Origin of the sequence: Rhizobium sp. AN80A (assembly GCF_030053015.1) — a bacterium.
GTDB classification, from domain to species: Bacteria; Pseudomonadota; Alphaproteobacteria; order Rhizobiales; family Rhizobiaceae; genus Rhizobium; species Rhizobium metallidurans.
The window spans coordinates 2,501-26,713 of record NZ_JASJPX010000003.1 but is presented as its reverse complement, the minus strand read 5'-3'; the positions used below and the strand labels follow the sequence as shown (position 1 = coordinate 26,713).

The 24,213-nt window shown below is 60.9% G+C and carries 16 protein-coding genes, 1 tRNA gene and 2 rRNA genes; 2 read left to right on the top strand and 17 right to left on the bottom strand.

What is annotated here, in order from left to right:
* Positions 1-106: 106 nt before the first annotated feature.
* The 8 genes from P3R82_RS11740 to P3R82_RS11705 form a co-directional block, all read right to left on the bottom strand.
* A complete protein-coding gene (locus tag P3R82_RS11740) occupies positions 107-1,423 on the bottom strand; it encodes a cytochrome c (RefSeq protein WP_283193961.1) in 1,317 nt (438 codons plus the stop codon).
* 11 nt (positions 1,424-1,434) lie between these two features.
* Positions 1,435-3,204 carry a GMC family oxidoreductase gene (locus P3R82_RS11735; protein ID WP_283193960.1) on the bottom strand — a complete coding sequence of 590 codons (1,770 nt, stop codon included), beginning with the start codon at positions 3,202-3,204 and terminating at the stop codon, positions 1,435-1,437.
* Positions 3,205-3,209: 5 nt separating this feature from the next.
* Entirely contained in the window at positions 3,210-3,911 is a 702-nt protein-coding gene (locus P3R82_RS11730; RefSeq protein WP_283193959.1) for a gluconate 2-dehydrogenase subunit 3 family protein, read from the bottom strand.
* Between the two features lie 307 nt (positions 3,912-4,218).
* Positions 4,219-4,950 carry a peptide-methionine (S)-S-oxide reductase MsrA gene (gene msrA, locus P3R82_RS11725; RefSeq protein ID WP_283193958.1) on the bottom strand — a complete coding sequence of 244 codons (732 nt, stop codon included), beginning with the start codon at positions 4,948-4,950 and terminating at the stop codon, positions 4,219-4,221.
* Entirely contained in the window at positions 4,947-5,447 is a 501-nt protein-coding gene (gene msrB / locus P3R82_RS11720; RefSeq protein WP_283193957.1) for a peptide-methionine (R)-S-oxide reductase MsrB, read from the bottom strand. Before msrB ends, msrA begins: the two co-directional genes overlap by 4 nt.
* Positions 5,448-5,625: 178 nt before the next feature.
* Complete coding sequence (glf, locus tag P3R82_RS11715) at positions 5,626-6,783, bottom strand: UDP-galactopyranose mutase (RefSeq protein ID WP_283193956.1); 1,158 nt, start codon at positions 6,781-6,783, stop codon at positions 5,626-5,628.
* Between the two features lie 84 nt (positions 6,784-6,867).
* The gene (locus P3R82_RS11710) at positions 6,868-8,913 is read right to left on the bottom strand and encodes a glycosyl transferase (RefSeq protein WP_283193955.1); all 2,046 of its coding nucleotides are present in this window, start codon (positions 8,911-8,913) and stop codon (positions 6,868-6,870) included.
* Between the two features lie 217 nt (positions 8,914-9,130).
* Positions 9,131-14,368, bottom strand: coding sequence for a hypothetical protein (locus tag P3R82_RS11705; RefSeq protein ID WP_283193954.1), 5,238 nt, complete (start codon positions 14,366-14,368; stop codon positions 9,131-9,133).
* An 870-nt stretch (positions 14,369-15,238) separates the two neighbouring features.
* On the opposite strand from P3R82_RS11705, the gene P3R82_RS11700 reads away from it, so the two are divergent.
* Entirely contained in the window at positions 15,239-15,946 is a 708-nt protein-coding gene (locus P3R82_RS11700) for a hypothetical protein (protein ID WP_283193953.1), read from the top strand.
* 195 nt (positions 15,947-16,141) lie between these two features.
* Complete coding sequence (locus P3R82_RS11695) at positions 16,142-16,975, top strand: IS5 family transposase (RefSeq protein WP_283193952.1); 834 nt, start codon at positions 16,142-16,144, stop codon at positions 16,973-16,975.
* Positions 16,976-17,004: 29 nt separating this feature from the next.
* On the opposite strand, the gene P3R82_RS11690 is transcribed toward P3R82_RS11695, so the two are convergent.
* The 9 genes from P3R82_RS11690 to P3R82_RS11650 form a co-directional block, all read right to left on the bottom strand.
* Entirely contained in the window at positions 17,005-17,331 is a 327-nt protein-coding gene (locus tag P3R82_RS11690; RefSeq protein WP_283193951.1) for a cupin domain-containing protein, read from the bottom strand.
* Positions 17,328-17,831: a sugar phosphate nucleotidyltransferase gene (locus tag P3R82_RS11685; RefSeq protein ID WP_283193950.1), complete on the bottom strand. Its 504-nt coding sequence runs from the start codon at positions 17,829-17,831 to the stop codon at positions 17,328-17,330. Before P3R82_RS11685 ends, P3R82_RS11690 begins: the two co-directional genes overlap by 4 nt.
* On the bottom strand, positions 17,744-18,049 hold the full coding sequence (locus P3R82_RS11680; protein WP_283193949.1) for a hypothetical protein: 306 nt from the start codon (positions 18,047-18,049) through the stop codon (positions 17,744-17,746). The genes P3R82_RS11685 and P3R82_RS11680 overlap by 88 nt, the downstream gene beginning before the upstream one ends.
* Before the next feature lie 10 nt (positions 18,050-18,059).
* On the bottom strand, positions 18,060-18,686 hold the full coding sequence (locus P3R82_RS11675; protein ID WP_283193948.1) for an HAD family phosphatase: 627 nt from the start codon (positions 18,684-18,686) through the stop codon (positions 18,060-18,062).
* On the bottom strand, positions 18,683-19,351 hold the full coding sequence (locus P3R82_RS11670) for a phosphodiesterase (RefSeq protein ID WP_283193947.1): 669 nt from the start codon (positions 19,349-19,351) through the stop codon (positions 18,683-18,685). The genes P3R82_RS11675 and P3R82_RS11670 overlap by 4 nt, the downstream gene beginning before the upstream one ends.
* The gene (locus P3R82_RS11665; RefSeq protein WP_283193946.1) at positions 19,348-20,109 is read right to left on the bottom strand and encodes a glycosyltransferase family 2 protein; all 762 of its coding nucleotides are present in this window, start codon (positions 20,107-20,109) and stop codon (positions 19,348-19,350) included. Before P3R82_RS11665 ends, P3R82_RS11670 begins: the two co-directional genes overlap by 4 nt.
* Positions 20,110-20,348: 239 nt before the next feature.
* Positions 20,349-20,425: transfer RNA gene (locus P3R82_RS11660), tRNA-Met, on the bottom strand.
* Between the two features lie 239 nt (positions 20,426-20,664).
* Positions 20,665-20,779, bottom strand: a 5S ribosomal RNA gene (rrf, locus tag P3R82_RS11655).
* 184 nt (positions 20,780-20,963) lie between these two features.
* Positions 20,964-23,763 (bottom strand): 23S ribosomal RNA (locus tag P3R82_RS11650).
* Between the last annotated feature and the right edge of the window lie 450 nt (positions 23,764-24,213).

The window sequence follows — 24,213 nt, the reverse complement described above, 5'->3', positions numbered from 1 at the left end:
TTCAAGGCGTAAGCAAAACAGCCCGCGGATCTCTCCCGCGGGCTGTTTCATTTTCAGTCTCATGGAAAGAACCGGCCGCGCAACACTACGCAGCCGGCCTCCTGTCTTAGTGCTTCTCGCCGCGAACGGCCGAAACGTCGGCGGCGGAAACGGCGGCAGCCTTGTTGTTCCAGCCTTCGCGCAGGAAGGTGGCGAGCGTCGCCACTTCGTCATCCGAGAGGCGGTTTTCGTAGCCCTGCATGCGCAGCTTCATCGGGCGATCCGGCGTCGAGGGCAATTCGGCGCCTTGCAGGATCACGCTGATCAGGCCCTTGGGCGACGGTGCCGTGACCAGCGAGTTGCCGTCCAGCTCCGGGAAGGTCTCGCCGGCGCCCTTGCCGCTCACCATGTGGCAGGCAGCGCAGTTGTCGAGGTAGAGGCGCGGGCCGAGCGGCATGTCGGGCTTTGCCTCCGACAGCAGCGTTTCGGTCGCCGTCATCTCCGCCTTCTCCGGCTGTGTGGCCGGAGCGGAGGAACCATCGCCGCCGATCTTCTTCAGATAGGTGGCGATCGCGAGGTTGTCGTCCTTCGTCATGTACTGAAGCGAGTCGCGAACGACGAGCATCATTTCGCCGGTGGCGCTCGAGTGAGCGTTGCGGGCGGTCGACAGATAGGCTGCAAGCTCCTCGGTGCTCCACGACTGCACGGCACTTGCCGGACCGCGAAGGTCGGGCGCCGTGAAGCCGTCGATCTCGCCACCGGAAAGGAAGGCCTTGTCCTTCGCGCTCGTGCCGGACGACATCATCAGCGGGTTGCGCTGCGTGTGGCAGGTCGAGCAGTGTCCCGGCCCCTCGACCAGATAGGCCCCGCGGTTGAACACGGCATCCTCGCCCTGGGTCGGCTGGAAACCGGCCTTGCCGAGGGCGAGCCAGTTCCAGGCGCGCAGGCCGAAGCGCAGGTTGAACGGGAAAGCGAGGTTGGTTTCCGGCACCGTGCTGGAGACCGGCTGCACATCGTTCATGAAGTAGTCGTAGAGCGCCACGACGTCTTCTTCGGAGAGCTTGCGATAGCTGTCGTAGGGCATCGCCGGATAGAGGTGCGTGCCGTTGGGCGTCACGCCGTCGTAAAGGGCGGCGCGGAAATCGGCGAGCGTCCAGTTGCCGATGCCGGTGTCCTTGTCGGGCGTGATGTTGGTGGTCCATATCGTGCCCATCGGGCTCTGGATGGCGCGGCCGCCGGCGAAAGGCTTGCCGCCCTCGGAGGTGTGGCAGGCCATGCAGTCCGATGCACGCATGACATATTCACCCTGCCCCTTGGCCGGCTTGAAGTCGGCGGCGAGCTCGGTGACCGGGCCGGTGCGCTGCACCGGCACGACGATGAAGGCGACAAGGGCGGCAACGCCCAGAACGACGAGCACGCCGAGAACGCGAATGAGTTTCTTCATCTCTGTTCTCCTTATGCCAGCGGCCGCGGGTTGGGCAGGTAATCCTTGCGGATGTGGTATGCCGCCCAGTAGGCCAGACCGCCGACCATGCCGGTCGGGTTGTACTGCGTGTTCTGCGGGAAGGTGCTGGCGCCCATGACGAAGACGTTATGCGCATCCCAGGACTGCAGGTACCGGTTGAGAACCGATGTCTTGGGATCGTCGCCGGTGACGGTGCCGCCGGTATTGTGGGTCGTCTGGTAAGGACGGACGTCGAACATGGCGCCTTCCTTCTTGAAACCTTCCTGCATCGTGGTCGGGTTCATGGACTTGGCGATCGGTTCCATCTTCTGCTTCATGAACTGCGTCTGGCGAATCTCGTTGTCGTGCCAGTTGTAGGTCATGCGCAGCATCGGACGGCCGTGGCGGTCCTTGTAGGTCGGGTCGAGGTCGAGGTAGTGGCCGCGATAGGACATGACGGAGCCGTGGGCGCCGATGTTCATCGCATGGCCGTACCACTCGCCGATGCCCTTCTTCCAGCCTGCGCCCCAGCTCGGGGTGCCAGCCGGCAGCGGCATGGTGTGGCCGGGCTGACCATTGGTCTGGCCGGCACGCCAATAGGCGCCGCCGACGAAGCCTTCCTTGGCGAAGTCGATATTGTCGATGCCGAAATCGTCGATGCAGAAGCCGTTGGCGCCCGTGCCGATGAACGGGTTGAATTCCTCGTCCTTGAAGAAAAGCGTGTAGCCGCCGGTGATCTGGTAGGCATAGTTGCGGCCGACGACACCTTCATTGGTGTTGGGATCGTAAGGCTGGCCGATCCCCGACACCAGCATCAGGTGAACGTTGTTCAGCGAGAAGGCGGTGAGGATCACGAGGTCGGCCGGCTGGAAGACCTCTTCGCCCGTCTTGTGGTCGAAATAGGTGACACCCGTCGCCGTCTTGCGGTCGGCGGCCATTTCCACGCGCAGCACTTCGGCCTGCACGCGGTATTCGAAGTTCGTCTTGCGCTTCAAGGCGTCGATGATCGCCGTCTGTGGTGAGGACTTCGAATAGTTGTAGCAGCCGTAGCGCTCGCAGAAACCGCAATGGTTACACGGGCCCATCTGCATGTTGTATTCGTTGACATAGTCCTTCGAGGCGATGCCGCCGGGGCTCGGGAACGGATGATAGCCCGCCGCCTTCGCCGCATCGCGAAACTTCACGCCATCCCAGGTCGACGGCATGGCCGGCATCGGATAGTCGTTCGACCGCGGCGCCTCGAACGGATTGCCGCCCTCGACGATCTTGCCGTTGACGTTGCCGGCCTGGCCGGAAATGCCGGCGACCTTCTCGAAGCGGTCGAAATGCGGTTCGAGCTCTTCGTAGGTCATCGGATAGTCCTGGATCGTCATGTCCTCGGTCATGACGCCAGCGCCGAATTTCTCGGTCACGTAGGACTTCAGGCGATATTCCGACTGCATCGGACGCCAGTTCAGGCCGTTCCAGTGCGTACCGGCGCCGCCGACGCCGGTGCCGAGCAGGAAGGTGCCGAGGCTGCGGTAAGGCAGCGCGGTTTCATCCAGCGAACGGCGGATGGTGACCGTCGTGTTCGCCGGCTTTTCCATCATGCCGTAGCGGATGCCGTATTTCAGCTCGTCGATCATGTTCGGGTACTGGAAATCGGGAACGGTCGCTTGGTCGTGACCACGCTCCAGCGCCAGCACTTCCAGGCCTTCATTGGCCAGTTCCATGCCCATGATCGCGCCGGTCCAGCCGAAGCCGACCAGAACAACGTCTTTCTTCTTTTCTGTACGTGCCATGACGGTTAGCCCCTTTCGCCGGAGATCGAGACGGGGCCAAGCGGATACTTGACGTTATGCTTTCCAACCCATTCCTTGTAGCTGCCGCGGGCGCCCGGGAAGCCGATATACTTCCAGGCAGCCATGCCGTGGTTGCCGCCATACATCGGGTCGGAGAAGTAGCCTTCCTTGGTGTTGGCAAGCAGGATGCCGAAGAAATCGCGCAGCTCGGGATTGACCTTCATCTCGTCCTTCTGGAGCGAGGTCAGCGCCTTGTCCTGCGTTTCCGCGTCGAGCTCGGCGAAGATCTTGCCGTGGGTGGTCTTGCACCACTCGTTGAAGAACGGGATGGCCTGCTGGTAGATCTGAAGCGGGTTGAGCGGGGTCTGCCAGCCGCGCAGCGGGCTCGCCGCCGGCTCGTATGGTCCGACCATGTACCAGTCGGACGCCTTGCCGTAATCGCCGGCGAGCTGCTTGTCGATGAAGACGGGCACGCGGGTCTCGATCGCGCCGGGGCCATCGCCCTCCGACGGGATCAGTCTCGCGACCGCTGCCATGACGAAGGCCCACTCGGTGGGCGTCAGACAGTCCGGCCTGTATTCGGTGAGGGCGACAGGTTCGGGTTTGGCTTCGGCTTTTGCCGCGCCGGCAATGCCGGCAATGGCTGCGGTCGCCGCGGAAGCTTTCAGGAAGCTTCTGCGGGACGGCCGGCCCGGGAGGTCTCTCATGATTGGCTCCTTCGTGGCTGTGGGAGTCAGCCACTTTGGTTTTGCTGAGCGTCACTTCAGCGCGGGGGCAAATTGACGCTAGCGGCCTACGCCCGCTTGTCCCGGGTGACAAGCGCCGACGCGCTTAATCGTGTTCTATTTTAGGCAAAAATGAGAACTTTTTTGCACATGTACAAACACTTGGAACACAAAGACGCGAGAATTTATCCATTTGTGGAATTTTCTACTCATGAATTGTCAAGCGACCGGCAACGGCAAACGACCGCTCGGTGCCGGGCGGGCGTTTCCCATGCGATGTGGATGACGATCAGTTCGAGCCGGAGGTCCCGACCAGCACCGGCTTTTCGCTGTAGTCCGGCGCGAACAGCCGCTTCAGGGCGGCGACCTTCGGCAGGTCGTTGATGACGATGTAGGGATAATCGGGATTGTTCGTCAGGAAGTCCTGATGGTACCCCTCCGCGACATAGAAGGTCTTGCCCGGCTCGATCTTCGTCACGATCGCCGCATCGAAAACCTTGGCGCGGTCGAGCTGGTCGATATAGGCCTTCGCCACCTTTGCCTGCTCGTCACTGGCGGGAAAGATGGCCGAACGGTATTGCGTGCCCGTGTCCGGGCCCTGGCGGTTCAGCTGCGTCGGATCGTGGGCGACCGAGAAGTAGATCTGCAGCAGCCGGCCGTAGCTCACCGTCTTCGGATCGAACACCACCTGGACGGATTCCGCATGGCCCGTGTCGCCGCCGCTCACCGTCTCGTACCGTGCCGTGCCCTTCGCCCCGCCGGCGTAGCCCGACGTGGCGCTGACGACGCCCTTGACGTGCTGGAAAACACCCTGCACGCCCCAGAAGCATCCGCCGGCGAACGTCGCCGTTTCGCGACCGCCTGCCGCCGGCTCGTCGAGAGCGGGCGGCGGGATCACATGCACTTCCTTGGCGACCGACGGCGTCAACTGCAGCGCCAGCCCGCCCGCCAGCGCGATTGCCGCGCCGAGGACGAGCGTGCGGATCGGACGCCGCGTTCTGGATATGTCGTGACTGTTCATGATGCTTTCCTCTCAGCCGGATGGAAGGTCAGGGCAACGCCGTTGAGGCAATAGCGCAGACCGGTGGGCTTCGGTCCGTCGTCGAACACATGGCCGAGATGGCCGCCGCAGCGGCCGCAATGCACCGCCTCGCGCACCATTCCGAAACTCGTGTCGCGCGTCGTGCCGACGACCTGCCGGTCGAGCGGCGCCCAGAAGCTTGGCCAGCCCGTGCCGCTGTCGAATTTCGTCGCCGAGGAGAACGCGTCCTGCCCACAGCCCGCGCAGGCGAAATTGCCCTTGCGCTCCTCGTGCAGCAAGGCGCTGGAGAACGGCCGCTCGGTGCCCTGGCCGCGCAACACCTCGTACTGGTCGGATGTCAGCATGGCACGCCATTCGGCATCGCTGCGATTGACGGCGAAGGCCTCGGCGGCCGCGTTCCTCGAGCGCCCGAGCAAGAGTGGAAGACCGATCGCGGCAATCCCCGCGCTCAGCATCAGTCGGCGTCTGTTCAGCATCTCGCGGTCTCCCCGGATGACGTTTCCCAAATGACGGTCCCAAATGACGGTCGTCGTATCTTGGAGTATCTACGCTCGGGACGGCGCATTTGTTACACACCGGACGCGCGGGAAACGAAAAAGGCGCCGGCTCCATGGCCGACGCCTCGATGGCATTCAGGCATATGGCGATGCGCGATCAGACCGGACGATGCAGGAAGGCCGGCATGTCGGCGCCATCGGCGAGCTTCGAGAGATAGAGCCGCGCCGTATCGAGCGCCTCGCGGATCGTCACGTCCATGTCGAGATAACGATAGGTGCCGAGGCGACCGACGAAGGTGACCCCCCGCTCCTTTTCCGCCCGCGTGACATATTGCGCCAGCTGCTCTTTTTCCTCGACCATCCGGATCGGATAGTAGGGAATATCATCAGGCCCGCAGGCGCGCGAGAATTCGCGGTAGCAGACCGAACCCTGATGCTCCTCCCAGGGGGAGAAATGCTTGTGCTCGGTGATGCGGGTAAACGGCACCGAGGCGTCGCCGTAGTTCATCACCGCGCAGCCCTGGTAATCGCCGTCATAGCTGAAACGCTCGAAATCGAGCGTCCGGTAGCCGAGCCGCCCTGCCTCATAATCGAAATAGCCGTCGAGCTGGCCCGAATAGAAGACATGGCTCGCATCCGCATGCTGGGCGCGCTCGAACCGCTTGCTCAGCGTCACGCGGATATTGGGATGGTCGAGAATGCGGCCGATCATGTCGGTATAGCCATTCTCCGGCATGCCCTGGAATTTGTGGAAGAAATAGTTGTCGTCGTAGTTGAAGCGCACCGGCAGTCGCTTCAGGATCGAGGCCGGCAGCTCGGTCGGCGAGCAGCCCCACTGCTTCTCGGTGTAGCCCTTGAAGAAGGCCTCGTAGAGATCCTTGCCGACGAAGCGCATGGCCTGCTCCTCGAAGGTCTGCGGGTCTGCGATCGTCTTGTCGGCCTGCTCCTCGATGAACGCCTTCGCCTCGTCCGGGCGCAGGGTCTTGCCGAAGAACTGGTTGATCGTGTGCAGATTGACCGGCAGCGAATAGACGCGGTCCTTGCTCGTCGTCTTCACCCGGTTCTTGTAGGGCATGAAGGTCTGGAAACCGTTGACGTAGTCCCAGACCTCGGCGTCATCCGTGTGGAAGATGTGCGGCCCGTAGACATGCACCATCACGCCGGTATCGGCGTCACGCTCGGTGTGGCAATTGCCGGCGATATGGTCGCGGGCATCGAGGATCTCGACCTCGTGACCCGCCAGCGCCAGTTCTCGCCCGATCACGGCGCCCGACAATCCGGCGCCGACGATCACGATCTTTCCATTCCCCTGCATGTTCAGGAATACCCCTTTTCCCACGGTCTTGCGGCAAACCCGCCGCGCAAGACCGGCATCGACACACGTTGAGCGGCGGTAGCTTTACGCCGCCGGCTCCGTCCACAGGCGCGTATCGATGGCAAGCGGCGCGTAGTCGTTCCACTGGGCCAGCTTCTCGCGATAGCGGCGACGGTAGCTCGCATCGTCCTCGAACTCGTCGAGCGTCTGCACCAGCTCGGCGCCGATCTCGTAATAGGCGTCGAGGTTGTTGAGATCCGGCGTCGGTGTCTCGCCGCGCTCGGCCTCGCCCTGCATCTGCCAGAACAGCTCTTCGAGACGACGGGCCAGACCCGGAATGTCGCGCAGCGCACTGCCCTCGCGCTTGTCCTTCAGCGACTGGCGGATCGCCGCTAGGCTCGCGCGATCCTTGGCGAAACTGATGGCGCGCTTGACGTAGTCGTCAGGCCCGCTGCAGGCAAGCTCCGGCACGCCGGCGGCGGCAACGATGCTGTTGCAGAAACGCGAGGCGAAGCTCTTGCCCGGAACCGTGAGCACCGGCAGACCCATGGTGATGGCATCGCCCGCGGTCGAGTGCGCGCCATAGGGGAAGGTGTCGAGGAACAGATCGGCAAGCCCGATGCGCGCCAGATGATGCGCATTCGCGGCCTTCGGCGCGAAGATGATCCGCTCGGCGGCGATACCCGCCTTGACGGCGGTCTGAACCAGACGGTTGTTCACGGCGTCGTCGGCAGCCAGCAGCCAGAGCACGCTGCCCGGCGTCGCCTGGAGAATGGTCATCCAGCGCGCGAAGCACGCCTCGCTGGTCTTCTGCATGCCGTTGAAGCAGGCATAGACGAAGGCATCCTCGGGCAGACCGGCCTGCGCGCGCGTCGGCTGCGCGGCGATCTGCCGCTTGCGGTCGATCGGCTGGTTGCAGGCGATGCGCAGCACTTTCTCGGAGTAATAGATTTCGTTTTCGACAGGCACGATCGTCTCGTCGGCGATCATGTACTGGTGAACCGGGCTGCCCATCGAACCGGGGTAGCCGCAGAAATTGACGATGACAGGGGCCGGACGATAGGCGAACAGCTTCGTGCGGGCATGCTTGGTGTAGCCGTTGACGTCGATCAGGATATCGATCTCGTCGTTGCGGATCAGGTTGGCGGCATCGGTGTCGCTGAGCGCGCTGATATCGCGCCAGCCGTCGACGGCAGCCTTGATACGCTCCTGCGTCGCGTCATTGGTGCGCGGCTCGCCGCAATAATAGCCGAAGATCTCGACCGTCGTCTTGTCGTGCAGCTCCAGCACTTCGCTGAGCGCGAAACCGACGGCGTGATCGCGCAGATCCGAGGACACATAGCCGACGCGCAGACGCTGGCCGGTGCCGGTCTTCACCCGCGCGGGCTTGCGCGGAAACGCGGCAAGGTTCGGGCGACCGACGAGGGTCTTGTTGTAGCGATAGGCCTTGGCCAGCTGGTAGAACGGGTCGTCGGCGTAGCAGGAAAGCGTCAGCGTCGACATGGCGTCGAGCAGCTGGCGCGCGCTGACGTGGATCGACGGCGTCAGGATCGGCCACTTGCACTGCCGCTGGCGCAGCGACGTCCAGTGCTGACCAGCTTCCGGGCGGTTCGGCTGCAGCTCGATCGCCTGCCACAGCGTGGTCTCGGCGGCCTCCAGCAGCCCGCCGCCCTCGAGCACGCGGCCGATATGCTGCAGCGTCATCAGCCGATGCTCGATACGCTCGCTGGTGATGTCGGCGGTCGCATCGGCGTAGCCGCGCCATTGTTCGACGGCCTGATGGCCGAGGCCGCAATCCTCGAGCGCCCTCCCGAGGTTGATATGCGCCGGGCCGAAGCGCGGGTCGATCTTCAGGCAGGCACGCAGCGCGCTGATCGCCCCGGCGATGTCGCCGGCCTGCCGCGACACCACGGAATAGTTGAAGTAGGCAAGATGCAGCAGCGGATTGTTGTCGTTGAACGCGATCCACGTCTTGTAGAGCTCGGCCGCCTGCTGCCGCTGGTCCGCGTTCGCGAGACCCTCGGCGATGGAGATCAGATCGCCAAGCGACAGGCGTTGATGACGTGCCTGCTCCAAAATGTTTGCGATTGGAGAGACTTGGCTCGATGCAATTGCGGTGTTCGCGTTCATGGACGTCCTACGGCAAGGCGGCCGGATGGCCGGTGTGTGAACAGACGCATGAAAGCGTCGTGCCCCTTGCTATCGGATAGAGCTTGCGTCGGGCTGGCTGATCGGCGCCCGCGGCAGCGTGGAACGCCTGATATCAGGGCGGTCCGGCGAGAACGGCCGGAAAGAAAAACGCCGCCCGATGTGATCGGGCGGCGTCCTGTTCCGGTTTGTATCAGGCTTAGACGTTCAGCGCCGCGTAGGCTGCGAGAACCGCGTCGACCTGGGCCGAGTTCAGAGCCGGCACCTGGGTCGAGGTGAAGGCGCCGAGCTGGTCGCTGTTCATGGCCGCGATGTCCTCGGTCTGCAGTCCGGCCAGAGCCTTGGTGCTGATCGCCGCGATTTCGTCGGTCGTGAAGGTCGCGATGTCCTCGCTGGACATTGCGCTGATTTCCGCCGCGCTCATTGCCGCGATCTGCGTGCTGTCGAAGGCCTGGATCTGGTCGGAGGTCATTGCCTCGATCTGGGCCGATGTCAGCGACGTGACCTGGCTGGTCTTGAGGCCAGCGATCTGGACAGTGGTCAGGACCGCGACGTCGTCGGTGGTCAGCGCCGCGATCTGCTTCGAGTTCAGGACGCCGATCTGATCGGTGCTCAGGGCGACAACCTTGTCGGTGGACAGGGAGGCGATCTGGTCGGTGGTCAGAAGCGCGACCTGGCTCGTCGTCAGCGCCTTGAACTGATCGGTGCTCATTGCATCAATGCTGGCCGAGGAGAGCTCGGTGATAGCCTTGGTGCTGATGGCAGCGATCTCGTCGTTGGTGAAGGAGACGATATCGTCCGTCGACATGGCGCCGATCTGGGCTGCGGTGAGAACCGCGACCTGACCGCTCGTCAATGCCTTGACCTGATCGGAGGACATGGCGGTGATCTGGTCCGTGGTCAGTGCCGCGACCTGGGCCGTCTTGAGGATGGCGACGTTGTCGGTGGTCAGCGCACCCACTTCGTCGGCGGTCAGAGCCTTGATCTGGCCCGACGTCAGCGCCCCGACCTGATCCGAAGACAGGATGGCGATGTTGTCGGTCGTGATCGCGCCGATCTGGCTGCTCGTCAGCAGAGCGACCTGGCTGGTCTTCAGAGCGGCGATCTGCTCGCTGCTGAGTACCTTGATGTCGTCCGTGGTCAGGCCGGTCAGGGCCTTGGTGCTGATGGCGGCGATCTCGTCGGTCGAGAAGGCCGAGACACCGTCGGTCGACATGGCGCCGAGCTGTGCCGAGGTCAGGACACCGATCTGGTCGCTGGTCAGAGCCTTGAGCTGATCGGAAGTCATCGCCGTGATCTGCGCGGTGCTGAGGGCGGCGACCTGGCCGGTCTTCAGCAGTGCCACGTTGTCGGTGGACAGAACCGCGAGGTCAGCCGTGCTGAGGGCCGCGATCTGCTTCGAGTTCAGGGCACCGATCTGGTCGCTGCTCAGGGCAACCGCCTTCTCGGTCGAGAGAGACGCGATCTGCGCGGTGCTCATCAGGGCCACCTGGCCGGTGGTGAGCGCAGCGAACTGAACCGTGTCGAGTGCCTCGATCGTGTCGGACGACAGAGCCGCGATGATCTTGGTGCTGATCGCAGCGATTTCGTCGGTCGAGAAGGTCGCGATGTCGTCGGTGGACATTGCGGCGAACTCGTCGGCGGTCAGGACACCGATCTGGGCGCTGGTCAGAGCCTTGATCTGGTCGGAGGACATGGCGCCGATCTGCGTGTTGTTCAGAGCGGAAACCTGAGCCGACGACAGCAGCGCGACGTTGTCGGTCGTGAGAGCCGCGACTTCGTCCGTGGACAGGGCCGCGATCTGGTTCGACTTCAGGGCGCCGACCTGATCGCTGGTCAGAACCGCGATGTTGTCGGTCGTCAGCGCGGCGATCTGGCCGGTGCTGAGGAGCGCGATCTGGCCGGACGTCAGGGCCTTCACCTGCTCGCTGCTGAGAGCGTTGACATCGTCGGTGGTCAGACCGGCAAGCGCCTTGGTGCTGATCGCCGCGATCTCATCGGTCGAGAAGGACGAGATGTCGTCGGTCGACAGGACCGAAAGCTGGGCCGAGTTCATCGAACCGATCTGAGTGGCGGTGAGCGCGGTAACCTGGTCGTCCGTCAGGGCGACGAGCTGGTCCGTGGTCAGGGCCGCGATCTGGCCGGTCTTCAGAAGAGCGACGTTGTCCGTGGTGAGGACAGCGAGGTCCGCCGTGGTCAGGGCCGCGATCTGCTTGGAGTTCAGGGCGCCGAGCTGGTCGCTGCCGAGAGCGGCCATCTTGTCGGTGGAGAGAGACGCGACCTGGCTGGTGGTCAGAAGCGCGACCTGGCTCGACTTCAGAGCGGCGAACTGGGCCGTGTCGAGAGCGCCGAGGCTTTCGGTCGAGAGCTGAGCGATCGCCTTCGTGCTGATCGCGCCGACTTCGTCGGTCGTGAACGTCACGATGTCTTCGCTCGACATGGCGCCGATCTGGCTGGCCGTCAGGACCGCGACCTGATCGCTGTTCAGGGCGCCGATCTGGTCGGTGGACATCGCGTCGATCTGCGCCGTCGTCAGGGCGGCGACCTGAGTGCTCTTCAGGATGCCGACATTCGCGGTGGAGATCGCGGCGACTTCATCGGTCGACAGCGAGGCAAGCTGGCTGGTGCTCAGCGCCAGGATCTGGTCGCTCAGCAGCTTGCTGATGTTGTCGGTCGACAGCGCGTTCAGCTGGATCGTGCCGAGTGCCGCGATCTGGCTCGACTTCAGGGCAACGACCTGGTTGCTGTCAAGAGCGCCGACCGCTTCCGTGGACAGACCCGACAGCGACTTCGTGCTGATCGCGGCGATTTCGTCCGTGGTGAAGGTCGAGATGTCTTCGCTGGACAGAGCGCCCAGCTGGCCGGAGGACAGTGCGCCGATCTGGGTGCTGGTCAGAGCCTTGATCTGATCGGACGTCATTGCGTCGACCTGGGCGCTGCTCAGGGCGGCGATCTGCGTCGTCTTCAGGATTGCGACGTTGTCCGTGGTCAGTGCCGCGAGGTCTGCCGTGGTCAGGGCCGCGATCTGCTTGGAGTTCAGGGCGCCGACCTGGTCGCTGCCGAGAGCGGCCATCTTGTCGGTCGAAAGCGATGCGACCTGGCTGGTGGTCAGAAGCGCGATCTGGCTCGACTTCAGGGCAGCGAACTGCGTCGTGTCGAGAGCCGCGAGGCTTTCGGTCGAGAGCTGTGCGATGGCCTTCGTGCTGATCGCGCCGACTTCGTCGGTCGTGAACGTCACGATGTCTTCGCTGGACATGGCGCCGATCTGGGTGGCCGTCAGGGCGGCAACCTGGACGCTCGTGAAGGCGCCAACCTGTTCGGTGGACATCCCGTCGATCTGTGCGGTCGTCAGGGCGGCGATCTGCGCGGTCTTCAGCAGCGCGACATTGGCGCTCGAAAGAGCGGCGACGGCGTCGGTGGAGAGACCGGAGATCTGCTTGGAGGTCAGCGCGCCGACCTGGTCGCTGGTCAGGAGAGCGACGTTCTCGGTGGAGATGGCGCCGAGCTGATCGCTGCTGAGGAGAGCGATCTGGCTCGACTTCAGCGCGACGATCTGATCGCTGCCGAGGGCGGCGATGTCGTTGGTGGTCAGACCCGTGAGAGCCTTGGTGCTGATGGCCGCGATTTCATCCGTGGTGAAGGCGAAGACGCCGTCCGTCGACATCGCGCCGAGCTGTGCCGAGCTCAGCACGCCGATCTGGGTGCTGGTCAGCGCCTTGATCTGGTCGGAAGACATCGAACCGATCTGCGTCGAGCTGAGGGCCGCGATCTGCGCGGTCTTCAGAAGAGCGACGTTGTCGGTCGAAATCGCGCCGATCTCGTCGGCGCCGAACGCCGCGATCTGCTTGGAGTTCAGGGCGCCGATCTGGTCGCTGTTCAGGAGAGCGACGCTGTCGGTGGTGAGCGCGCCGATCTGGGCGGTGCTGAGAAGAGCGACCTGGCTCGACTTCAGGGCGCCGATCTGCAGGCTGTCGAGAGCGCCGATGACGTCGGTCGAAAGGCCGGAGAGAGCCTTTGTGCTGATGGAGGCGATTTCGTCGGTCGTGAAGGTTGCGATGTCTTCGGTCGAGAGGGCGGCGAGTTCCGAGGAGGTCATCGCGCCGATCTGCGCGCCGGTCAGCGCGGAAATCTGCTCGGAAGACATGGCGGCGACCTGGCTGTTGCTCAGAGCCGCGATCTGCGCGGTCTTCATGATTGCGACGTTGTCGGTGCTGAGCGCGGCGACATCATCGGTGGTCAGGGCCGCGAGCTGCTTCGAGGTCAGGGCGACGACCTGGTCGCTCTTCAGCGCGCCGATCTTCTCAGAGCCCAGCGATGCGATCTGCGACGTGGTCAGGAGCGCGATCTGGCTGGACTTCAGGGCGCCGAACTGGGCGGTGTCGAGGGCGGCCAGCGTCGTGGTCGAGAGGCCAACCAGGGCCTTCGTGCTGATGGCCGCGATTTCGTCGGTGGTGAAGGTTGCGATGTCTTCGGTGGTCAGGGCGCCGAACTGCGCGGAAGAGAGCGCAGCGGTCTGGGCCGAGTTGAATGCGCCGACCTGCGTGGCGTCAAGCGCTGCGAGCTGGTCGGTGGTGAGAGCCGCGACCTGCGTCGACTTCAGCGCGACGATCTGGTCGGTGGAAAGCGATGCGATCACTTCGGTGGAGAGCGAAGCAAGCTGCTTGGAGCCGAGAGCGCCGATCTGCGAGCCGGTCAGAACGCCGATCTGGTCGGAGCTCAGGGCGCCGAACTGGGCGCTGCTGAGCAAAGCGATCTGGCTGGTCTTGAGCGCGACGATCTGGTTGCTGGTGAGACCTGCCATGCTGTCGGTCGTCAGACCGCCGAGCGCCTTGGTGCTGAGGGCTGCGATCTCGTCGGTCGAGAACAGCGCGATGCCTTCCGAGGAGATGGCGCCGAGCTGAGCCGAGGTGAGAACCGCGGTCTGCGTGGAGGTGAGAGCGGCGATCTGGCCGGTGGAGAGAACGGAGATCTGCGAGCTGCTCAGCGCGCCGACCTGCGTGCTCTTCAGAACGGCGATCTGGTCGGTCGTGAAGGCGGCGACGTCTTCCGTACCCATGGAAGCGATCTGCTTCGACGTAAGGGCGGCGACCTGGCCGGTCGAGAGAGCGCCGATCAGTTCGGAGCTGAGGTTTGCGACCTCATTGGTGGAGAGAGCGGCAACCTGGGCGGTGGAGAAGCCGCCGAGCTGTGCCGTGGAAAGAACCGCCAGCTGCTCGAGCTTGAGGCCGACCAGCGCGGTCGCCGATACGGCGCTCATCTGCTGGGAGGAAAGAGCAACGAAGTCCTGGGTTTCGATTGCGCCGAGCTGCGTCGAGCTCAGGGCCTTGATCTGTGTCGTCGTGAGCGACGCCACGTCGTTGGAAGACAGATTTGCGATCGCGGTCGTCGACAGCGCCCGGATCTGATTGACGGTCAGAGAAGAAACAATGGAAGTCATGGACGAGCGCCCCTCGCGTTAGCTGATCAAAAGACATCATTCCCGCCCCGTCGGTCGGACGCGCATAGCCGCACTGAGGCCGGCCACACGGCGTCGTCGGCATCGACGATCCGGGTTTCCTGTCGGAACAAAATTGGGTCAAACTAAACATGGCTCGGACGAGCCAGCGCAAAAGGAGGGCATCATGCGCCCAGAGCCAAAGCGACTCTGATCCCTACGCCAATGAACGCGAATTTCTTAACCCCCGGCACCATTTACCAGCGTCCATCATGGACCCACCGGCCAACCGCGCCCCTCGGCAGAGCTATCGCGAGCAGTAGAACTCTTATTCGGCAGTCTTTAATTTCGAGTTAACGTCGGCTGTAGCTGAGCTGTGCTCCTGTTACAGATTCGGTCGCGGGAAGTCTAAATCGGCATCTTTTTAGATGCAATTGGCACACTACCCATTTTTTTAAGCCGAAACCGGACATTCGACTCGTGGCACCAGCAACTATCGCGGGCACCAGCGTAAATTCGACACCCCTAACTAAGACCATTGAACTGTAAGCAGAAAAAACGGCAAAAAGGCACGATTTGCTACATTAAGCGCAAGACTATTTATTGGAAGCACTATGACGATAGCGGCGAATCATCATGAGGAAACAAGTTATGCGCCCCCTCGAAGGGCAAAATAGCAAATAGCGGCGGCACGCTCCGGCAACATCTCGCGTCTCGCGTGCAATAATTTGCGACCAATTTTGGGGCAATCTTCGCAGACCCCGCCCGGCGAGCACTCCCTGATGCTGCGGCGCACACTGATTCACCCCCTTGGCAAGCCCGGCACAAGTAAAATGGCGTTCATGGAGCTATTGGGTGATAGGGACGAACAGAATGCGACTGTCTATATTGATTAGAGGCCACAACTTTCTTGAAAAGGATCGTTTCGGCCTGCCGATGGACGGGCGGGACAATGCCGCCTCCCTGCTTGAGAACGTGATAGCACCGATTCGCGCGAAGAATCCGGATGCCACCGTCTATCTGGCGACATACGAAAGCCCGGCGCTGGCCGAGTTGCAGGAAAAATTCGCGCCATGCGAACTGATCCTGCTCGACCCCAACGGAAGCTCGCAGGCGGAAACCTACAAGGAAGCGTTGAAGCACGTCTTCCAGAAGACCGACTTCGACGCACTCGTGGTCGTCCGCTTCGATCTGGCGTTCAAGAAGCCCTTCGACGCCTGGGACCTGAAGATCGACATCAACAGCATCCACTTCACCTGGAAGGAATACCGCGACTACTGGCGCGATCACCGCCGCGTCGGCGATGCCATCCACGTTATCGGCAAGGCCGCCATTCCCGCCTTCCACAATGCGCTGATCATGAACCAGCTGGCCGGTCGCGGTCATCTGCACATGATGTACTATTATCTGCGCACGATGCACGACAATCTGAAGTTCATCGAGGACGGCTACTTCGACACCAACACGCTGTTCGCCAACCCGGAATGCGACAATCCGCTCTACACGGTCTTCAACCGTCCGCGCCTGACCAGCATGGCAGGCAGCACCGGCATGGTGTTGCAGGAAATCCGCGCGGAATAGCAAACAAGCCAGGTAACAAGAACGCCCGCATCGAGATCATCGATGCGGGCGTTCTGCTTTATAGCACTGTCTTGAAAGTATAGCGCCCGCGAAACCATCCGCGAATACGCTCCTTGAGAGCCCGACCGAAAAAGAGTTGAGTGAAATCAGCCAGTTGTGATTCTGTTTGTTTGCTTAGGACGAACGGAGGCCACAATGGGCTGGACTGATTTCACCCGTCGGCAATATGCCCGACGCACAATGCGCTATGCAAGCGATCTGACGGACCGGGAATGGGGATTGATTTGGCCTTGCCTGCCTGGACCACGGCGGCTGGGCAGGCCGCGCAGCACCGATCTTCGTGAAGTCGTGAATGCGTTGCTGTACATCGCGACGACCGGTTGCCAGTGGCGAATGCTGCCGAAGGATTTTCCGCCTTTTACAACTGTGCAGTCATACTTCTACGAATGGCGAGCGACAGGGTTGTGGGCTCGGATCAATCATCGTCTGGTGATGGAGGCGCGTGAATTGGAGGGCCGGGAAGCCTCGCCGTCTGCGGGCGTGATCGACAGCCAAAGCGTGAAGACCACGGAAAGTGGTGGAATTTCAGGCTATGACGCAGGCAAGAAGATCAAGGGACGCAAACGGCATATCGTCGTCGATACGCTCGGATTGATGGTCGGCCTCAAGGTTCACAGCGCCGAGATACAGGATCGCGACGGCGCGCCTGCCGTCCTCAAAACCATTCTCAAGCGTTGGCCGTGGCTGAGACATATCTTCGCCGACGGTGGTTATGCCGGACCGAAGCTGAGGGGCGCCCTGCAAAAGATCGCAAAGTTCACCCTCCAGGTCGTCAAGCGCACCGATAAGGCAAAAGGCTTCGAGGTTCTGCCGCGTCGCTGGGTCGTGGAGCGCACCTTCGCGTGGCTTGGTAGATGCCGAAGATTGGCCAAGGATTGGGAAAAATCCGTCGCATCAGCCGAGGCCTGGATCACCATCGCTCACATCCGGGTACTGACACGACGCTTGGCAAGGTACCGATATCATTGAAGGCTTTTCGAGTCAGACTCTGAGATAAATCAGACGAGATACTTGTCGTTCTTGGCGCTCGGGATCTTGACGACGGTCACCGTCGCATCGGTCAGCGCCTCGAACTGGTTCACCCTGCCCGGCTCGATATCGATGATGCTGCCCGCTTCCCACACCTGATCGATCATCCGGACGGTGCCGGAGACGACGAGCGTGATCTCGCGCGCGATTTTGTGGTAATGCGCCGCGTCCTTGTCGCCGGCCACGTAATGCTTCACGCCGACCTCGAACGCATCCGTCTTCACGACGGTGGGGTCGAAGTCGCCGACGAACCAGCCGCCGATCATGTCGTTCAGGGTCAGTGGCTTGTCGCTCATTTGTCGCCTTCCGTGACGGACAGCTCGATCAGCTGGCGGTCCGACTTGATCGGATGGAAGTCCTTGGCGTTGATCGGGAAGATGCCGATCTTCTTCCCCTCGAGCACCATCTCGTTGTAGACGGGGCAGACGTAGAACATGTTGTTGTGCCGCGCGTCCTTGCGGATCGCGTTCTTCGCCGCGCGCACGAAATCGCGTCCCTGCCGGAAATAGTAGAAGCCGGCCGTCGCGTTATCGCTGATCGGATGCTTCTCGGCCGCCTCGACCACCATGTTCTGGTCGTCGAGCCGGACGAAGGAGTAGCGCGGATGCACCGACTTGAAGGTCATCGTGCCGCCATCCAGTTCGCGCTCCACGAAGTTCTGGATCACGCCGTCGAAGGGCACCGTCAGGAATTCGTCACCGTTGAGGATCAGGAGCGGCTGGTCGTTGTCGATATAGCCGGCGGCAAGCAGCGCCGTGCAGGCGGCCCCTTCCGTCTTGTCCTCGACCGAGACCACCGCGCCTCCGGTGACAGCAGGCGCACGACCTCGTCGAGATGGTAGCGCGCCAGGTCCTTCTTCTGCATCGCCACGATGATGCGGTGGCCGGGGATCTTGGCGCATTCGGCCAGCTGCCGCTGCACCAGGGGTACGCCGTTGATTTCAACCAGCGCGGTCGGATAGGCCTCCATCGCCTGGATGCGAGGCTCGCCGGCTATCAGGATCAGAATATTCATCGCAAGCTCATCAACCGTGGATTTTTCGAATGGTCTCGGTGATCCCGGGATAGTTCACATCCGAGATATCGTTCACCACCATGACATGCGCGCCGGAACCCTTGGCCGCCTTGATACCGTTCTCGTTGTCCTCGACGATCAGGCATTCCTCGGGCGTCAGGCCCAGCATGGTGATCGCCTTCACATAGATCTCCGGGCTCGGCTTGCCGTGCTTGACGTCTTCGTTGCTCAGCTGGAACTCGAGGTAACCGTCGAGTGCCGCCCTCGACATCATCAGCGACACCGTGCTCCGGATCGAGTTCGACGCCACAGCGAGCCGGTAACCGTCTTCTCGGAGCCGCGCCAGCGCGTATTCCTGCTTGAAGGTCGGCTTGCACTTGGTGTGGATCATCTCGGTCGTATAGAGCTGCTTCATCTCGTTGATGAAGCCGTGCAGCGCCTCGGGAAGCCCGCGCGTCGTCGTCAGGATCTCGAGCTTGCGCCGTGTCGGCAGGCCGTCGAAGATCGTCAGGTGCTCGTGCAGTGGGATCGTGTATCCGAAGAGCTCCAGCGCCCGGTTGAGCGCCTCGTAGTGCCATTCGCGTGCATCGATCAGCACGCCGTCCATGTCGAAGATAATCGCCTTAAGCGTGGTCATGCTGCGTCCCGGCCAGTCAATATCAGTTGCGCGCGCTCCGGAAAGTCGGTGCAGACGGAAAGCCCGTCCCGCTCGTTGAGCCCCGAAGACACCAGCCACTGGAGAAATGGTTCATATTCGTCGTGGCGCCCGTGAAGATCCGGCGCCACCAGCGTGGCCGACTTGCCGTCGGCAAGAATCCGCTCGATCAGCGCCGCGTCATACCAGCGCCCCGGCAGGAAGTTGTCGATCCAGACACCGGTCACGCCGGGATCGTCATAGAGCGAGGCCTCGCGCTCATATTCGCTGAGACGCGTGAACGAGACCATCTTGCGCTTCACGCCCTGGATGAGATCGGGAACCGATGCATCGAACAGGAAATAGTTGCTGTAGCATTCGCTGGAGAGCACTTCGGCCAGCATGTCGTGCAGACCATCGGCCTTGATGTTCAGCGCCAGCAACGGCGAGCCGTGCTGCTTGGCGATCCGGAGCAACTCGGCGAACGAGATCTCTCCCCCGCGCGGAATGTCGTGCGAGATGACGATCGAAGGCGCGCCGTCCGCCTGGCTGTCGCGCACGTCGGTCTCCGTGCCGAAGCCGAGCGAAAACGAGCGAACGAAGGCCTCGACCGTGTTCTTCTCCGCGGGCGTCTTCCAATAGCCGCGATGGCTCAGAACCTCGATCATACCGAAGCACCCAGCGACCGCGTCACGTCGACCGACAGAGGCAGGCTCTGGAAATGGCTGAGATCCTCGGGCACGCCGAGACCGTACATCCCCGCATCCACCGAGCCGATCGAATAGGCCCCGATCTTCGAACCGTCCTCGATCATGAAATTATAGACCGGCGCCACGTAGAACTCGCCGTTGACGCGGAAGTCGCGTTCGATCATCCGGTCCGCATGGGAGACGAAGTCGGAGCCCTTGCGGAAATTGTAGATCCCGACGGTCGCGTGATCGGAAATCACCTGCTTCTCGACGACGTTGTCGATATAGCCATCGGCGCCGAAGGAGACGAAGCTCCACTTCGGATCATTCGCCGTCATCGTCATGATCATCCCGTCGAGATCGCCCATGGCCTCGAGGTAGTCGTCGATATCGACGTCGATATACTGGTCGCAGTTGGCGATCATCATCGGCAGATCGTTATCGATCTCATCGCGCGCGAGAAGTACCGTGCAGGCCGCACCTTCGGTCACCTGCTCGACGAGAAAGATCTCACAGCCCGGCGCCCAGGCGCGCAGCTTCTCGCCCAGCCCGTGCTCCCTGATGTGGGCGGCCTGGCAGATGAAGATGAAGCGATGCTCGACGGACGGGCGAAGATTTTCGATCACCAGCCGGATCATCGGCACGCCGTGCACAGGCAGAAGGGGTTTGGGAAGAGTATAGCCGGCCTTGGCGAAGCGGCTTCCATGCCCTGCCATTGGTACGACGATGTTCAACATTGCGCATATCCCGAATTGTATCAGCTTACACCGTGAGGCGACCAATAACGGCCGAAGCTGGCGTCACGCTGTCTGCGCGGATGGGCGTCCGTGAAGTTTGGAAGAAGGCCGGCGCGTCGCGCGCGAACGAAGAGCGCTTTGGCCCAATTTGAACCCGGCGGCCTTCCGCGAACGCCACGAACCCGCGAGAAACGGGCTTTGTTTGTCTTGTCTGATGTGATTTCTGTCTTTGGAGAGATTGGTTGCGGGGGCAGGATTTGAACCTGCGGCCTTCAGGTTATGAGCCTGACGAGCTACCGGGCTGCTCCACCCCGCGTCCAGCGCATTCGGCTTTGCCGAATGGCGCGGCGGCGTAACCGCTGTGCGGTTATGCCTTCTACCGGAGCAAAACCCTTGGGTTTTGTTCCTGTGAGGGACGCACCATTATAGATCAGGTGCGTCGAAGTTTCATTCTGTATGTTCAGACCAGCAAAAGCAAAAGGCCGCTTGCGCGGCCCGATGTTTTCGGCTGGGCCGAAGTTTCGATCAGAGAAGATTTGTTGTTGCGTTTTGCAGACCTGGCAGCGACCGACTCTCCCGCGTCTTAAGACGAAGTACCATAGGCGCAGGGGCGTTTCACGGCCGTGTTCGGAATGGGAACGGGTGCAGCCGCCCCGCCATAACCACCAGGTCAGCGAAGCGCAACAATTGAGAAGCTGGTGAGGCCTGTCAGGCCTCGTTTTGTCTTGAACACGTCTCAGGCGACAACCGGCCGAACACTGCGTGTTCGCCGGGCCCGTATCGCAAAGGCTTCGCCTTCGCTCTGTCAGGCCAAGCGCTTCGCGCTTGCCTTGAGATGAGCATTATCAATGAGAACAATTAAGCCGATCGAGCTATTAGTAACGGTAAGCTTCACACATTGCTGCGCTTCCACACCCGTCCTATCAACGTGGTCGTCTTCCACGGCTCTGATAGGGAATACTCGTTTTCAGGTTGGTTTCCCGCTTAGATGCCTTCAGCGGTTATCCATTCCATATGTAGCTACCCTGCTATGCCGTTGGCACGACAACAGGTCCACCAGAGATATGTCCATCCCGGTCCTCTCGTACTAGGGACAGATCCTGTCAATATTCCTACACCCACGGCAGATAGGGACCGAACTGTCTCACGACGTTCTGAACCCAGCTCACGTACCGCTTTAATTGGCGAACAGCCAAACCCTTGGGACCTGCTCCAGCCCCAGGATGCGATGAGCCGACATCGAGGTGCCAAACAACCCCGTCGATATGGACTCTTGGGGGTCATCAGCCTGTTATCCCCGGCGTACCTTTTATCCGTTGAGCGATGGCCCTTCCACGCGGGACCACCGGATCACTATGACCGACTTTCGTCTCTGCTCGACTTGTCAGTCTCGCAGTCAGGCGGGCTTATGCCATTGCACTCGACGACCGATTTCCGACCGGTCTGAGCCCACCATCGCGCGCCTCCGTTACTCTTTCGGAGGCGACCGCCCCAGTCAAACTACCCACCATACACTGTCCCGGATCCGGATAACGGACCGCGGTTAGACATCCATGACGATAAGGGTGGTATTTCAAGGATGGCTCCACGGAAACTGGCGTCCCCGCTTCAAAGCCTACCACCTATCCTACACATGCCGACACGAATGCCAGTGTAAAGCTATAGTAAAGGTGCACGGGGTCTTTCCGTCTGACCGCAGGAACCCCGCATCTTCACGGGGAATTCAATTTCACTGAGTCTATGTTGGAGACAGCGGGGAAGTCGTTACGCCATTCGTGCAGGTCGGAACTTACCCGACAAGGAATTTCGCTACCTTAGGACCGTTATAGTTACGGCCGCCGTTTACTGGGGCTTCAGTTCAAAGCTTGCACCTCTCCCTTTAACCTTCCAGCACCGGGCAGGCGTCAGACCCTATACGTCGTCTTGCGACTTCGCAGAGCCCTGTGTTTTTGATAAACAGTCGCTACCCCCTGGTCTGTGCCACCCCATCACACTTGCGTACAATGGGGTCACGCTTCTTCCGAAGTTACGCGTGCAATTTGCCGAGTTCCTTCAACATAGTTCTCTCAAGCGCCTTGGTATACTCTACCTGACCACCTGTGTCGGTTTCGGGTACGGTCTATAATGATGGAGCTATTTCCTGGAACCGCTTCCCTGCACCCACAATCCAATAAGTGAATACAAGTTACGCAATCCGTCACTACCACCAGGCCCACGAATATTAACGTGGTTCCCATCGACTACGCGTTTCCGCCTCGCCTTAGGGGCCGGCTAACCCTGCTCAGATTAACTTTAAGCAGGAACCCTTGGTCTTTCGGCGAGAGGGTCTCTCACCCTCTTTATCGTTACTCATGTCAACATTCGCACTTCCGATACCTCCAGGATGTCTCACGACTGTCCCTTCACAGGCTTACGGAACGCTCCGCTACCACGTGCATTACTGCACATCCTCAGCTTCGGTGCATGGCTTCAGCCCCGTTACATTTTCGGCGCAAAGACCCTTATTTAGACCAGTGAGCTGTTACGCTTTCTTTAAATGATGGCTGCTTCTAAGCCAACATCCTGGTTGTTTTGGGATCCTCACATCCTTTCCCACTTAGCCATGACTTGGGGACCTTAGCTGGAGGTTAGGGTTGTTGCCCTTTTCACGACGGACGTTAGCACCCGCCGTGTGTCTGCCTGATAGTACTCCCGGGTATTCGGAGTTTGGTTAGGATCAGTAAGACGGTGAGTCCCCATAGCCCATCCAGTGCTCTACCCCCCGGGGTATTCGTCAGACGCTCTACCTAAATAGATTTCGCGGAGAACCAGCTATTTCCGAGTTTGATTGGCCTTTCACCCCTAACCACAAGTCATCCCAATCTATTGCAACAGATGCGGGTTCGGTCCTCCAGTTGGTGTTACCCAACCTTCAACCTGCTCATGGCTAGATCACTCGGTTTCGGGTCTAATGCAACAAACTAAATCGCCCTATTCAGACTCGCTTTCGCTTCGCCTACACCTACCGGCTTAAGCTTGCTTGTTACACTAAGTCGTTGACCCATTATACAAAAGGTACGCCGTCACCCTCTCGGGCTCCGACTGTTTGTAGGCATCCGGTTTCAGGTTCTATTTCACTCCCCTTGTCGGGGTGCTTTTCACCTTTCCCTCACGGTACTTGTTCGCTATCGGTCATGCACGAGTACTTAGGCTTGGATAGTGGTCTACCCACGTTCAGACAGGGTTTCACGTGCCCCGCCCTACTCTAGGACAATGAGTGTTCTACGCCTACGGGGCTATCACCCGCTACGGCCGACCTTTCCAAGTCGTTCGGCTTTATTCCTCATTGCCACTGGCCTGGTCCGCGTTCGCTCGCCACTACTTGCGGAGTCTCGGTTGATGTCCTTTCCTTCGGGTACTTAGATGTTTCAGTTCCCCGAGTTCGCTTCTTACACCCTATGTATTCAGGTGTAGATACCTTTTAACAATGCTTGGAAACCTAAGCCGTACCGAAGCACAACTTAGATTTTCCAAGCATTTAAGGTGGGTTTCCCCATTCGGATATCCATGGATCAAAGCTTATTCGCAGCTCCCCACGGCTTTTCGCAGCGTATCACGTCCTTCATCGCCTGTGCATGCCAAGGCATCCACCAAATGCCCTTACGACACTTAATCGTTCTCATTGCCAATGCTCATCAGTTAGCTCAGCATTCCCAGAGGAATGCGAAAGCAACGCGGTTACCTTTTACAACCGCGTCATCTCATGATGCCATCGACGTGTTCGATCGGATCACTTTATTGGAACTACGCCGAGCAGTTCGCTTGTGTCCGATCTTTAAGACCAGCTTCTCGAGATTAAATCCGGTACCGCGCGGTCAGGCAACGGTAATCCGATCGTCCGTCAGACAGTGTCGAAGACACCGAACAACGACGATCCAGAGCGACAAGCTTCCTACCTACCTCCAGTCCCTCTTTCGCTTCCGGCCGGCTAGGCCATTCACGACGTCATTGGAACTGGGCTCGGACATCTCGGACAATCCGTAAGGATTGTGCCAAAATACCTGGAAGCCTCCAGATCAATCTTCTCTTCACGATATATGCAGAACAGGCATCTGACCGAAGTCG

What these genes read in the sequence shown, in the direction of transcription:
- msrA (WP_283193958.1), bottom strand. Translation starts at nt 4,950, where the DNA reads ATGAACAGTCACGACATATCCAGAACGCGGCGTCCGATCCGCACGCTC.
- P3R82_RS11710 (WP_283193955.1), bottom strand. Translation starts at nt 8,913, where the DNA reads ATGAACGCGAACACCGCAATTGCATCGAGCCAAGTCTCTCCAATCGCA.
- P3R82_RS11675 (WP_283193948.1), bottom strand. Translation starts at nt 18,686, where the DNA reads ATGACCACGCTTAAGGCGATTATCTTCGACATGGACGGCGTGCTGATC.
- P3R82_RS11680 (WP_283193949.1), bottom strand. Translation starts at nt 18,049, where the DNA reads ATGAATATTCTGATCCTGATAGCCGGCGAGCCTCGCATCCAGGCGATG.
- P3R82_RS11740 (WP_283193961.1), bottom strand. Translation starts at nt 1,423, where the DNA reads ATGAAGAAACTCATTCGCGTTCTCGGCGTGCTCGTCGTTCTGGGCGTT.
- P3R82_RS11705 (WP_283193954.1), bottom strand. Translation starts at nt 14,368, where the DNA reads ATGACTTCCATTGTTTCTTCTCTGACCGTCAATCAGATCCGGGCGCTG.
- P3R82_RS11695 (WP_283193952.1), top strand. Translation starts at nt 16,142, where the DNA reads ATGGGCTGGACTGATTTCACCCGTCGGCAATATGCCCGACGCACAATG.
- msrB (WP_283193957.1), bottom strand. Translation starts at nt 5,447, where the DNA reads ATGCTGAACAGACGCCGACTGATGCTGAGCGCGGGGATTGCCGCGATC.
- glf (WP_283193956.1), bottom strand. Translation starts at nt 6,783, where the DNA reads ATGCAGGGGAATGGAAAGATCGTGATCGTCGGCGCCGGATTGTCGGGC.
- P3R82_RS11730 (WP_283193959.1), bottom strand. Translation starts at nt 3,911, where the DNA reads ATGAGAGACCTCCCGGGCCGGCCGTCCCGCAGAAGCTTCCTGAAAGCT.
- P3R82_RS11735 (WP_283193960.1), bottom strand. Translation starts at nt 3,204, where the DNA reads ATGGCACGTACAGAAAAGAAGAAAGACGTTGTTCTGGTCGGCTTCGGC.
- P3R82_RS11665 (WP_283193946.1), bottom strand. Translation starts at nt 20,109, where the DNA reads ATGTTGAACATCGTCGTACCAATGGCAGGGCATGGAAGCCGCTTCGCC.
- P3R82_RS11700 (WP_283193953.1), top strand. Translation starts at nt 15,239, where the DNA reads ATGCGACTGTCTATATTGATTAGAGGCCACAACTTTCTTGAAAAGGAT.
- P3R82_RS11670 (WP_283193947.1), bottom strand. Translation starts at nt 19,351, where the DNA reads ATGATCGAGGTTCTGAGCCATCGCGGCTATTGGAAGACGCCCGCGGAG.
- P3R82_RS11690 (WP_283193951.1), bottom strand. Translation starts at nt 17,331, where the DNA reads ATGAGCGACAAGCCACTGACCCTGAACGACATGATCGGCGGCTGGTTC.